The sequence below is a fragment of the Stenotrophomonas sp. IS26 genome (genome assembly GCF_054188265.1).
Genome location: NZ_JBSZJV010000013.1, coordinates 80,116 through 92,388, shown reverse-complemented (window position 1 = coordinate 92,388; position 12,273 = coordinate 80,116). Strand labels below are relative to the sequence as shown.

Genomic DNA, 12,273 nt, shown 5'->3' with positions numbered 1-12,273 from the left:
CGATCACGCCACCGGCGGCGGCAACTGCGGGGCGATCAGGGCCACGGTGCGCTTCAACGCGCCACGGCCGTTGCTCACCAGCGCACACCCCGCGCGGGCCATGTCTTCGCGTGCCTGCGGATCGCGCAACAGGGTCAGCAGTGCATCGCCGACCCCGCTGGCATCCTCGGCGATCACCACCGCACCGGCTTCGCGCATGCGCCGGGAAATCTCGGCGAAGTTGTGCAGGTGCGGGCCGGTGACAGCGGCCGTGCCCATCGCCGCCGGCTCCAGCAGGTTGTGCCCGCCGATGGCCTGCAGGCTGCCCCCGACGAAGGCCACCTGCGCGCAGCCGTAGAACGACATCAGCTCGCCGAGCGTGTCGATGACGAAGACATCCGTATCGGCCAGCGGCCACTGCTGCTGGCGGCGTGTGGCGACCTTCCAGCCCTGCTCGCGGGCCAGTGCTTCCACCCGCGGGAACCGCTCGGGATGCCGCGGCGCCCACAACAGCAGCACCCCCGGCATCGCCTCGCGCAGGCGACGATGCAGATCGAGGGTGGCCTGCTCTTCGCCCTCGTGCGTGCTGGCGGCGATCCAGACCGGGCGCGTGGCGGGCACCAGAGCATGGAAGCGCGCGATGAAGTCCTGCACGTTCGGGGTGGCGATATCGAATTTCAGATTTCCCAGCGGCTGCACCTGGTCCGGGCGCGCCCCGAGCTGGATGAAGCGCTCGGCATCATCGTCCGACTGTGCGGCCACGCAGGTCACGGTGCGCAGTGCGCGGCCGATCAGCGGCCGCAGCAGCCGATAGCCGCGCAGTGAGCGCGCCGACAGCCGGGCATTGAGAATGTAGACCGGGATCCGGCGGTCGCGGCAGCCGAACAGCAGGTTCGGCCACAGCTCGGTTTCCAGGATCAGCGCCAGGCTGGGCTTGAAGTGGCCCAGGAAGCGGCCGACGCTGCCCGGCACGTCGTAGGGCAGGTACACGTGGTCGACCGCATCCCCCCACAGCGCGCGGACCCGTTCGGAGCCGGTCGGGGTAATGGTGGTGATCACCCAGCGGATGTCCGGGCGCAGCGCGCGCAGGGCATTCACCAGTGGCGCGGCAGCATTCACCTCGCCCACCGAGACCGCGTGCAGCCAGACCCGCGGCTGGCCGCTGGAGTGCGGATAGGAGGCATAGCGCTCATCCCAGCGCTGGAAGTACTCGCGCACCCGGAAGCCCCGCCATACCAGGTGGTACACGGTGATCGGCAACAGCAGGTACAGCACGGCCGAGTACAGGCCGCGCAGGATCCATTCGACAGGGCTTTTACGCATGCGCAAAGGATACGGGAGCGGCGCGGGGAAGACACGCCGCGCCGCCGTGATGGCCGCGCCGGGACGCATCCGGGCGCATCCATTAGAATCGAGGCATGTCCGATAACGCTTCCACCGCCACCCGGCCGTCCCTGCGCAATCCGCGCCACTGGCCGACCTTCGCCTTCATGTTGGTCGCCTTCGCGATCGCCCGCCTGCCGTGGATGCTGCAGCGCGCGCTCGGGCGCGGCGTCGGCACGGTCGCCTACCGGCTGGCCAGCAGCCGCCGGCGCGCCGCCGAGGTCAACCTGAAGCTGTGCTTCCCGGAGAAGGACGACGCCTGGCGCCAACGCCTGCTGCGCGACAGCTTCGACGCGTTGGGCGTCGGTATTTTCGAATTCGCGCGGGCCTGGTGGGGCAGCATCGACAGCATCCGCCCGCAGGTGCAGATCGAAGGGCTGGAACACCTGCACCGCATGCAGGCCCAAGGCCGCGGTGTGCTGCTGGTCTCCGGCCACTTCATGACGCTGGAGATGTGCGGCCGCCTGCTGTGCGACCACGTGGAGCTGTCCGGCATGTACCGCAAGCACCGCAACCCGGTCTACGAGTGGGCGGTGAAGTTCGGCCGCCTGCGCTACGCCAAGGCGATGTACGCCAACGAAGACATCCGTGCCACGGTGCGGCACCTGAAGAAGGGGGGCTTCCTCTGGTATGCGCCCGACCAGGACATGCGCGGCAAGGACACGGTGTTCGTGCCGTTCTTCGGCCATACCGCCTCGACCATCACCGCCACGCACCAGCTGGCGCGGATGACCGGCTGTGCGGTGATCCCGTATTTCCACCGTCGCGAAGGCGGCAAGTATTTTTTGAAGATCGGCGCACCGCTGGAGAATTTCCCCAGCGAGGATGTCGAGGCCGATACCGCCCGCGTCAATCAGGCCATCGAGGCCATGGTGCGCGAGGCGCCGGACCAGTACCTGTGGATCCACCGCCGGTTCAAGCGCCAGCCCGGTGGCCGGAGCGATTACTACCAGTGATGGATGACGCGGATGCCTCCGGGCATCTCAGCAGGCGGCGTGGATCTACCTGCTTGACGGGCCTCTGCGACGCTACTGGGCCTCATCCTTCGCCAACAGACTGCCCGCATACAGCGCGGCCAGCAGCAGCGTGAGGCCGCCCCAGAAGGTCGAATAGAACGCCAGGTGGGTGTTGAGCGGGAACACCGTCACCGCCAGCGCGAGCATCGCCGGGCGCGCGCGCTCACGCGCCTCGGGAGGTGCAAAACGCCACGCGCGCCACGCCTGGGCCACGGCCGCCAACCACAGCAGCAGGCCGAGGATGCCCGTTTCGGCGAGGATCTCGAGCACGATCTGGTGCGCGTGCAGGGCCGGGCCGGCGCCCCACACTTCCCGGGCAGCCGGGTCCGGATTGCACGCGGGGTAAGCGTCGCGGAAACCACGCGCACCGACGCCGTTGATCGGATGCTCCTCGATCATGCAGGTTGCTGCGGCCCATATCTGGGCGCGGCCGGACAATGCCTGATTGACGCCGTCGTTCTCGCCTTCCCACGCCATTGCGGTACGCGCGACGCGGTCCCCTACCTGCGGCACGGTCACCGCCAGTGCAACCGCCGCCACCGCGCCGACCGAAACGCAGGCCAGCAGCCCGCGCACACCGATCAGCCGCCAACCGGAGAACACCAGCACCAGTGCATAGGTCAGCCACGCCGCGCGCGAACCGGCCAGGACCAGCACGACACCCACCGCGGCGGCCACCAGTGACCAGCCGAGAATGCCGGCACGCCGTGCGGCGGCGAACAGCAGGAACGGTGACAGGCTGGCCAGCACCTGGCCGAACTTGAGGTTGCACGGGCCGAGCACGCCGCTGAGGCGATCCACCGCCGCCATCTCCTGCGGTGAGCACAGCCCGTGACCGCTGACCGCCCACTTGAGCTGGTCCATCGACCAGAACAGCGGGCTGCTGCCGATGATCGCCTGCGCCAGTGCATCCACGGTCCACAGGCCGGTGATCAGCGCCAGCCCCCCCAGCGTCAACGCGCGCCGCTGCGGGGTCGCCACGGCAATGGCCACCAGCCACATGAACGGCAGATAGCGCAGGCCGGCAGCCGCCTTGCGCCACGCGGTGCCGGGGTCGATCGCATCGAAGGCGGAAAACGCCTGCGGCAGCCAGTAGCCCAGGAACAGGATGCTGGTCAGTGCCCACGCAGGGCTGCTGAGCAGACGCTGTTTACCCTGCAGGCGCAGTTGCACCATGCGCACCGCCGCGTACAGCGCACCCAGCACCAGCACGCCCTCGGCGATCCCGGGCAGCGGCCACAAGGCGACGAACGCAATCACCCACCACGGCGCCCAGCGGCCCGCGCGGGAGCCCGGCGAACCGGGAAGGACGGTGGGCTCAGCCGATGAGGGAGGTATAGAGCTGGAGCGTGTCACGCTGCATCGCCTGCAAGGTAAACGGGATCCGCGTCGGCAGTGAGGGCGGCTGCAGCAGCAACTGCTGCGCGCGCGCCAGCAGTGCATCGGCGTCGCCCAAGGGTACCGCGCCGGAGGGTTGCAGCTGAGTCAACAACTCGCCGACGCCGCCATGGTTCCAGCCCAGCACGGGGCGGCCCACCGACAGCGCTTCGACCACGGTGCGGCCAAACGCTTCGGCTTTGTCCGACAACTGCAGTACCAGGTCGCTGGCCGCATAGGCCTGCGCGATGCGTGAGGTCGGCGCAGTCATCAGCACCGCATCGAACACGCCGAGACTGCGCGCCTGGGCGTCCAGCTCGGCGACATAGGATTCGCGGCCGGGCTCGCGCGTGCCTGGCATCCACAGCGTGGCCGGCACGCCGGCAGCGTGCAGCCCGGCCAGCAGCGTCAGCGCGTGGCGATGCCCTTTCAGGCGGGTGCCACGGCCCGGCAGCAACAGCAACGGTGCCTCGCCGGCCAGCGCGGGATGCTGCTCGGCCACGGCCAGGCGCGCACGCCGATCCTGCCGGCCCACGCGCGGGAACTGCGCGACATCGACACCACGGGGTATCACCTGCAGGCGCTCGGCCGGCACGCTGGGGTAGTGCGTGCGCACGAACTCACGCACGCTGTTGGACACGCAGATCACGCGCTCGCCGCTGGTCATCACCGCGCTGTAGCGGCCCGGCGAGTTGAGCCCGTGCACGGTGGTGACCCAGTGCGGGCGGGTGGCCGCCGGCAGGTTGCGCACGGCGTACAGGCCCAGCCAGGCCGGCAACCGCGAACGCGCGTGCACGATATCCGCGCCCACCTCGTTGAACAGGTTACGCAGGGTCAGCACGTGGCGCAGCGTCAGCAGCGACTTGCGGCCGATGTCCAGGGTCAGGTGTTCGGCGCCACTGGCGAGCAACGGCTCGACCAGGCGCCCACCGGCGGACACGACGATGGCCCGGTGGCCGGCGGCAACCAGGGCGGAGGCGATCTCAAGGGTGGAGCGTTCGACCCCGCCGGAGTGCAGCGCCGGCAGCAGCTGCACCACGGTCAGTCGGCGCACAGTGTCGTCCGCGGATCAGTCGGCGAGCACGAACACGGCGCCGCAGTACGGGCACGCGGCCTCGCAGTTGGGCTCGTCTTCGATCGGCAGGTACACGCGCGGGTGCGAGTTCCACAGCGCCATTTCCGGCGTCGGGCAGCTCAGCGGCAGGTCGCTGCGGTGCACGGTGTAACGCTTCTCGGCATTGGCGGGCGCGGTGGCGGTATGGCTCATGGCGTGGACACACAAAGGGGGTTGCGAGACCGCCGATTCTAGCATCTGGCGGCCGCCGAAGGCCGCTGGATCGGAGGGCGCCAGGTTGAAGCGCTGGCCATCCGGGGGGAGAACCACCGGACCTTTTAAATCGATCCAAATCCATTGTCAATATTTCGAAATGAAACGAATTTGCCGTATTTAGATCGAACTAATTGCACTTGTCACAGCCAGTTATCGTGATGCAGGATCAACGGGTACTGATCATCGACCCGATCGCCTGCCCGACCCCCACCGGACATGCATCGCCTCTATCCTGCCGTCTGCCGATGGCTGGGGCGACGCCGTCCGCCGTGGCCATCGATGCGGGTCCTGCCTGCCGCCTGCCCTCCCCGGGAGACCCTTGCATGACCCTGTCCGACCTGCGCCCCGCCCGCCGTGCCCTTCCGCTCGCCCTGGCCCTGGCCTGCGCCTTGATCGCCCTGCCGGCTGCCGCGCAGGGCCTGCAGACCTCGTTCGAGCCGGGTCAGCCCGCCCCGGCCGCCGGCGACGACGCGCTGCAGGTGCGGATCGGCACCGGGCCGGCGGCGCCCTATGCCGCCAAGCCCGGCGTCGGCTACAGCGGCCTGCATGCACTGCATTACGCCAGCGCCGGCGGCAAGGCGCGCCGCCAGCTGTTCACGACCGACCTGGCCATCGAAGCCGATACCACCCTGTCCTGGCTGGTGCTGCCCGAGATCGTCGGCAAGGACACCGTGGCCTCGACTTACGTCTCGCTCGATCTGGTGCTCGACGACGGCACCCGGGTCTCGGCGAGTGCTGCGCGCGATCATCACGGGGTGGCACTGGGTGCGCGTGCACAGGGCGACTCGAAGACGTTGTACCCGCAGCAGTGGGCACGCAAAGCCGTTCGTCTGGGCGATACCCCGGCCCTGCGCGGGCGTCGCGTGGTCGCGCTGGAGGTGGAGGTGGCCAGCGCCGATGGCGCACCGGTGGCCGGCTGGATCGACGATGTCCGCCTGGACACGCAACCGCGCAGTACGCCGCAGCGTCCCTCGGATTGGGTGCTGACCACCCGCGGCACGCAGGCCAATGGCACCTTCTCGCGCGGCAACAATTTCCCGGCCACCGCCGTGCCGCACGGCTTCAATTTCTGGACACCGGTGACCGACGCCGGCTCACTGACCTGGCTGTATCGCTGGAACGAACAGAACGATGCGGCCAACCGGCCCCGCCTGCAGGCGCTGGCGCTGAGCCACCAGCCCAGCCCGTGGATGGGCGACCGCCAGACCTTCCAGGTGATGCCATCGGCGACCCGTGGCGTGCCCGAGGCCGACCGCAGCAAGCGTGCGCTGAGCTTCTCGCGCGAGAACGAGCAGGCCCGCCCGTACCGCTATGACGTGCGCTTCGACAACGGCATCGCCGCCTCGATCGCACCGACCGACCACGCCGCGGTGTTCCGCTTCGCGTTCCCCGAAGGCGGTGATGCCAACCTGCTGTTCGACAACGTCGACGCGCGCGGCGGGCTGACGCTGGATGCGGGCACACAGACACTCTCCGGCTATACCGATACCCGCAGTGGCCTGTCCACCGGTGCCACCCGCATGTATGTGGTGGCCAGCTTCGACCGGCCGTGGCGCAGCAGCGGCACGGTGAAGACCGGCCGCCCGACCGGCTACATCAAGTTCGATGCGGGTACCGAGCGCCGCGTCACCATGCGCATCGCCACCTCGTTGATCTCTGTCGAGCAGGCCCGTCATAACCTGGCCCTGGAAGTGGCCGCTGCCGACGATGTGGATCGCGTGGCCGCGCGTGCGCAGGAAGCGTGGGACCAGCGCCTGGCCCGCTTCGATGTGGGCGATGCCAGCGATGACCAGAAGACGACGCTGTACTCCAACCTGTACCGCCTCTACCTCTATCCCAATTCCGGCCATGAGAACGCCGGCACCGCAGCGGCACCGGACTGGCGCTACGCCAGCCAGGCCAGCGCCTCGGATGAGAACACCGACGGCAGCGCCACGCGCAGCTTCGCGCCGGTGCGCGACGGCAAGGTGTACGTCAACAACGGCTTCTGGGATACCTTCCGCACCACCTGGCCGGCCTATGCGCTGTTCACCAAGGACGACGCCGGCGCGCTGGTGCAGGGTTTCATCGAGCAGTACCGCGCCGGTGGCTGGGTCGCGCGCTGGTCCTCGCCCGGCTATGCCGACCTGATGGTGGGCACCAGTTCGGACGTGGCGTTCGCCGATGCGTGGCTGAAGGGCATCGGTGGCTTCGACCCGCAGGAGGCCTACGCTGCCGCACTGAAGAACGCGACCGTGGTGCCGCCGGACCGCCATGTCGGGCGCAAGGGCATGGACCGTTCCACGTTCCGTGGCTATGCCACTGCCGACGTGCATGAGGGCATGTCGTGGACGATGGAAGGCGCACTCAACGATTTCGGCGTGGCCAACATGGCCGAGGTCCTGGCCAAGCAGGCCGATACGCCGGCTGCGCGCGAACGCTATGCGACCGAGGCCGACTACTTCCGTCACCGCGCCGGCACCTACGCCACGTTGTTCGATCCCGCCGCAGGCTTCTTCCAGGGTCGCAAACCGGATGGCAGCTGGCGTCTGGACGCCAAGGACTACGACCCGCGCGTGTGGGGCCATGACTACACCGAATCCAACGGCTGGACCTTCGCCTTCACCGCCGCGCACGACGGTGAAGGCCTGGCGGCCCTGTACGGCGGCCGCGCGCAGTTGGCGGCCAAGCTGGATACCTTCTTCGCCACGCCGGAAACCGCCGATGCGGCGTTTGCAGGCTCCTACGGCGGCACCATCCACGAGATGACCGAAGCGCGCGATGTGCGCATGGGCATGTACGCGCACAGCAACCAGCCGGCCCACCACATCCCATGGATGTACCTGTATGCCGGGCAGCCGTGGAAGACCCAGCAGCATGTGCGCGAGATCCTCTCGCGCCTGTACCTGGGCAGCGAGATCGGCCAGGGCTACCCGGGCGATGAGGACAACGGCGAGACCTCGGCGTGGTACCTGTTCGCCTCGCTGGGCATCTACCCGCTGCGCATGGGCGCACCGGAGTACGTGATCGGCTCGCCGCTGTTCCGCCATGCCCGCGTGGCGCTGCAGGGCGGCGCGGTGCTGACCGTCAACGCGCCGGAGAACTCGGCCACCAACATCTACGTGCAGTCGCTGAAGGTCAACGGCACGCCGTGGACCAAGACCTGGCTGCCACACGAGCTGCTCGCCAAGGGCGCCACGTTGGACTTCGTCATGGGCCCGGAGCCCTCGCGCTGGGGTACCGGCCCGGACGACGCACCGCGCTCGCTGACCGCGCGCGGCCAGCAGCCGGCCCTGCTGCATGATCTTCTGGGCAGCGGCGCGACCGCCCAGCTCGGCGATGGCCGCGCGGCCGCCGCGCTGATCGATGACGATGCGGCCACGGCACTGCCGTTGGGCGGCTCGAGCACGATCACCTTCAGCAATGTCGCAGCGGGTACGCCCGCGATGTACACACTGACCAGTGGCAACGGCCCGATCCGCGGTGGCGAGTGGACGTTGGAGGCACGCACCACCGGTGGCCGCTGGGTGCAGGTCGACCAGCGACGTGGCGAAGCCTTCGCCTGGGCAATGCAGACCCGACCGTTCCGCATCGCCCAGCCGGGCCGCTACGCCGAGTACCGGCTGCGCATCGGTGCACCGGGTCGCCTGCAACTGGCGGAAGTCGAACTGCTCGCACCGGCGGCGACGCGATGAGGACTGCCCTGCCGATCCCCCGTTGCCTGCTGACCGCCGTGCTCGTCACCGCGGGGCTTGCCGATGCGCACGCGTTCGAGACCACGCAGACCCGCGAGGACGTGACCCTGCACTACCGCGACGCCAGCGATGCGCTGGCCGCGCCGGTGCGCGAGCGCATCATCGAGACCTTCTTCGGCGCGTATCTGCGCGAGCGCGCCGATTTCCATCCGGCCGCACCGACGCAGGTCGGCATCGTGATCGACCCGGCTTACGACGGCATCGCCTTTGTCGGTGAGAAGGCGCAGGCGGCGACGATCACGATCAACCCGGCCTGGTTGCACACGCACCCGGGCGACATCGATCTGGTCACCCACGAGGCGATGCACATCGTGCAGGGCTACCCGGAGTACGCCAATGCGCGCGTGCCGGGCTGGCTGGTGGAAGGCATCGCCGATTACGCCCGCGACCGCTACGGCAAGGACAACGCCGCAGCCGGCTGGGCATTGCCGACGCAGGTCAAACCGGAGCAGAACTTCGATACGGGCTACCGGGTGACCGGTGCGTTCCTGGCCTGGAGCGAGGCACAGCATCCCGGGCTGGTGAAGGCGCTGGATGGTGCCCTGCGTGAGGGCGGCTATACGCCGGCGCTGTGGGAAACACTCAGCGGCGTGGCGTTGCCGGCCTTGTGGGCGCAGTACGTGCAGACACGCTGATTACTGTCTGTGGCCGGTCGGCGTCTGCCAGGAGCCGGCCAGCGGCCGGCACTACCGGTCCCAACGGTGCCGTCTTCAGCGCGCGCCGACCAACCCGGCGTAGAGCGCGAATAGCTGCTGGAAATACCGCTTCGTGCGTCGATGGCGCATGACACCGTTCCCGTGGCTGATCGTGGAGGATCTGGTCGGGCCCAGGGTGGCGACGCCCCCACCGGAGCGCCGCCACGGCCGGGCCGCGTAGGGGTATTGGGCGCTTGGGACGTTGCAGGACGGTGACCGCCGTGCGGCGCGTGTGTGGCAGATGCACGCACCACAACGACCGCAGGCCGAAGGCAAACATGGCCTGCCGACCAACGGTCGGCAGCTACCGGTTTCGCTGCCCGAAACGAGAACGCGCCCCGAAGGGCGCGTTCTGGCAACTCAGAGGAGGAAAGAACGCCTTACGCGTTCTTCTCCGCCTCCAGCTGCTTGCGGATCTGCGCATCCACGGCCGCGATGGCGGTCATGTTGAGCACGCGGCGCGAGGTCGCGCTGGTGGTCAGGATGTGCACCGGCTTGGCCACGCCCATCAGGATCGGGCCGATCGCCACGCCGTCGGTGAACACGCGCACCAGGTTGTAGGCGATGTTGGCCGCTTCCAGGTTGGGCAGCACGAACAGGTTGGCACGGCCCTTCAGCGTGCTGTTGGGCAGCAGCTTCTGGCGCAGGGCTTCATCCCATGCGGTATCCCCCTGCATTTCGCCATCCACGTTCAAGCGCGGGTTGCGCTTGAGCAGCATCTCGCGGACCGCCCGCATCTTCAGCGCGTCCTTGGAGTCGTGGCTGCCGAAGTTGGAGTGCGACAGCAGCGCCACCTTCGGTTCGATGCCGAACAGCTTCATGCGGTATGCCGCCTGCAGCGTCGCTTCGGTGATCTGCTCGGCGGTCGGGTCTTCCTGGACGTGGGTATCCACGAAGAAGAACACGCCCTGCTGGTTGATCACGCCGGTCATCGCCGAGGTCGAGGTCACCTTGGCTTCCAGCGGCAGCACGCTGCGCACGTAGCCGAGCTTCTTGTGGAAGCGGCCGACCACGCCGGTCAGCATCGCGTCGGCTTCGCCACGCGCCACCATCACTGCGGCGATCAGGGTCGGGCGCGAGCGCATCAGGTTCTTGGCCGCAGCCACAGTCACACCACGACGGCCGGTGAGGTTGTGGTAGTACTGCCAGTACTCGTTGAAACGCGGATCGTCGTTGATGTTGGTGATGTCGAAATCGACACCGGCCTTCATGCGCAGGCCCAGGCGTTCGACACGGGCCTCGATCACGTCCGGGCGGCCGATCAGGATCGGCTGCGCCAGGCCTTCATCGACCACGTTCTGCACGGCGCGCAGCACCACTTCTTCCTCGCCTTCGGCGTACACCACGCGCTGCTTGTCCGAACGCGCGCGGTCGTAGACCGGCTTCATCATCAGGCTGGTGCGGTAGACGAACTGGGCCAGCTTCTCGCGGTAGGCGCCCATGTCGGCGACCGGACGGGTAGCTACGCCGGAATCCATCGCGGCCTGCGCCACGGCAGCCGACAGCTCCACCAGCAGGCGGCGGTCGAACGGACGCGGAATCAGGTAGTCACGGCCGAAGCTCGGGGTCTCATCGCCATAGGCCGAGCCCAGGTCGCTGGCCTCGCGGCGTGCCATCGCGGCGATCGCGTGCACGCAGGCGATCTTCATTTCTTCGTTGATCGCGGTCGCGCCGACATCCAGCGCACCGCGGAACAGGTACGGGAAGCACAGCACGTTGTTGATCTGGTTCGGGTAGTCCGAACGACCGGTACCGATCAGCGCGTCCGGGCGGACCGAACGGGCCACTTCCGGCATGATTTCCGGGGTCGGGTTGGCCAGCGCGAAGATCACCGGATCCTTGGCCATGGTCTTGACCATGTCCGCGGTCAGGATGCCCGGGGCCGACAGGCCCAGGAAGATGTCCGCGCCATCGACGATCTCGGCCAGCGTGCGCTTGTCGGTATCACGCGCGTAACGCGCCTTCTCCGGGTCCAGATCGGTGCGGCCGGTGTGGATCACGCCGTCGCGGTCGAAGGCCAGGATGTTCTCTTTCTTCAGGCCCAGCGAGACCAGCATGTTGACGCAGGAGATACCCGCTGCGCCCATGCCGGTGGTGGCCAGCTTCACGTCTTCGATCTTCTTGCCGGTGACGAGCATGGCGTTGAGCACGGCCGCGCCGACGATGATCGCGGTGCCGTGCTGGTCGTCATGGAACACCGGGATGTTCATCCGCTCGCGCAGCTTGCGCTCCACGATGAAGCACTCCGGCGCCTTGATGTCTTCCAGATTGATGCCGCCGAAGGTCGGTTCCAGCGAGGCGATGATGTCGACCAGCTTGTCCGGGTCGTTTTCATCGATCTCGATGTCGAACACATCGATGCCGGCGAACTTCTGGAACAGCACGCCCTTGCCTTCCATCACCGGCTTGCCGGCCAGCGGGCCGATGTTGCCCAGGCCCAGCACGGCGGTACCGTTGGAAATGACGGCGACAAGATTGCCGCGGGCGGTCAGTTCACTGGCCTGCTGCGGGTCGGCCATGATCGCCTCGCAGGCGTGCGCCACGCCCGGGGAGTACGCCAACGACAGATCGCGCTGGGTCAACATCGGCTTGGTCGCGGTGACCTTGATCTTGCCGGGCGGCGAGAGCCGGTGATAGTCGAGGGCTGCCTGTTTGAAATCTTCGTTGGACATCGCTTTCTGCAGATGAATGGGCGAGAGGAACAGGGGATCATACCCCCGTTGGCGTGGACGGACCTGTCGCTACGCTGTCGCGGTCAT

General features: G+C 68.2%; 8 protein-coding genes. 3 read left to right on the top strand and 5 right to left on the bottom strand.

Annotated elements, in window-relative coordinates; translation table 11 throughout:
- Positions 1-3: 3 nt before the first annotated feature.
- Positions 4-1,302: a lipid IV(A) 3-deoxy-D-manno-octulosonic acid transferase gene (waaA, locus tag ACW6W5_RS12720; RefSeq protein WP_121041223.1), complete on the bottom strand. Its 1,299-nt coding sequence runs from the start codon at positions 1,300-1,302 to the stop codon at positions 4-6.
- Between the two features lie 95 nt (positions 1,303-1,397).
- Between waaA and ACW6W5_RS12715 the strand changes: the two genes are divergently transcribed.
- Positions 1,398-2,318 carry an LpxL/LpxP family Kdo(2)-lipid IV(A) lauroyl/palmitoleoyl acyltransferase gene (locus ACW6W5_RS12715; RefSeq protein ID WP_121039637.1) on the top strand — a complete coding sequence of 307 codons (921 nt, stop codon included), beginning with the start codon at positions 1,398-1,400 and terminating at the stop codon, positions 2,316-2,318.
- 72 nt (positions 2,319-2,390) lie between these two features.
- On the opposite strand, the gene ACW6W5_RS12710 is transcribed toward ACW6W5_RS12715, so the two are convergent.
- Genes ACW6W5_RS12710 through ACW6W5_RS12700 form a run of 3 tightly spaced genes read right to left on the bottom strand, consistent with a single transcriptional unit; the run spans position 2,391 to position 5,022 of the window.
- A complete protein-coding gene (locus ACW6W5_RS12710) occupies positions 2,391-3,716 on the bottom strand; it encodes an O-antigen ligase family protein (protein ID WP_152154266.1) in 1,326 nt (441 codons plus the stop codon).
- Entirely contained in the window at positions 3,697-4,809 is a 1,113-nt protein-coding gene (locus ACW6W5_RS12705; protein WP_152154244.1) for a glycosyltransferase, read from the bottom strand. The genes ACW6W5_RS12710 and ACW6W5_RS12705 overlap by 20 nt, the downstream gene beginning before the upstream one ends.
- A 15-nt stretch (positions 4,810-4,824) precedes the next feature.
- A complete protein-coding gene (locus tag ACW6W5_RS12700; RefSeq protein WP_019183790.1) occupies positions 4,825-5,022 on the bottom strand; it encodes a zinc-finger domain-containing protein in 198 nt (65 codons plus the stop codon).
- 386 nt (positions 5,023-5,408) lie between these two features.
- Here ACW6W5_RS12700 and ACW6W5_RS12695 point away from each other — a divergent pair, with 386 nt between their 5' ends.
- Entirely contained in the window at positions 5,409-8,759 is a 3,351-nt protein-coding gene (locus tag ACW6W5_RS12695; RefSeq protein ID WP_152154242.1) for a GH92 family glycosyl hydrolase, read from the top strand.
- Complete coding sequence (locus tag ACW6W5_RS12690; protein ID WP_152154240.1) at positions 8,756-9,454, top strand: basic secretory protein-like protein; 699 nt, start codon at positions 8,756-8,758, stop codon at positions 9,452-9,454. The genes ACW6W5_RS12695 and ACW6W5_RS12690 overlap by 4 nt, the downstream gene beginning before the upstream one ends.
- Before the next feature lie 440 nt (positions 9,455-9,894).
- Here the strand turns inward: ACW6W5_RS12690 and ACW6W5_RS12685 are convergent, their stop codons facing one another.
- Positions 9,895-12,186 (bottom strand): NADP-dependent malic enzyme, encoded by a 2,292-nt coding sequence (locus ACW6W5_RS12685; RefSeq protein WP_121039652.1) that lies wholly within the window; start codon positions 12,184-12,186, stop codon positions 9,895-9,897.
- Positions 12,187-12,273 lie beyond the last annotated feature (87 nt).

Excerpts from the sequence above, each read along its gene's own strand:
- ACW6W5_RS12695 (WP_152154242.1), top strand. The coding sequence starts at position 5,409 with ATGACCCTGTCCGACCTGCGCCCCGCCCGCCGTGCCCTTCCGCTCGCC.
- ACW6W5_RS12700 (WP_019183790.1), bottom strand. The coding sequence starts at position 5,022 with ATGAGCCATACCGCCACCGCGCCCGCCAATGCCGAGAAGCGTTACACC.
- waaA (WP_121041223.1), bottom strand. The coding sequence starts at position 1,302 with ATGCGTAAAAGCCCTGTCGAATGGATCCTGCGCGGCCTGTACTCGGCC.
- ACW6W5_RS12715 (WP_121039637.1), top strand. The coding sequence starts at position 1,398 with ATGTCCGATAACGCTTCCACCGCCACCCGGCCGTCCCTGCGCAATCCG.
- ACW6W5_RS12685 (WP_121039652.1), bottom strand. The coding sequence starts at position 12,186 with ATGTCCAACGAAGATTTCAAACAGGCAGCCCTCGACTATCACCGGCTC.
- ACW6W5_RS12690 (WP_152154240.1), top strand. The coding sequence starts at position 8,756 with ATGAGGACTGCCCTGCCGATCCCCCGTTGCCTGCTGACCGCCGTGCTC.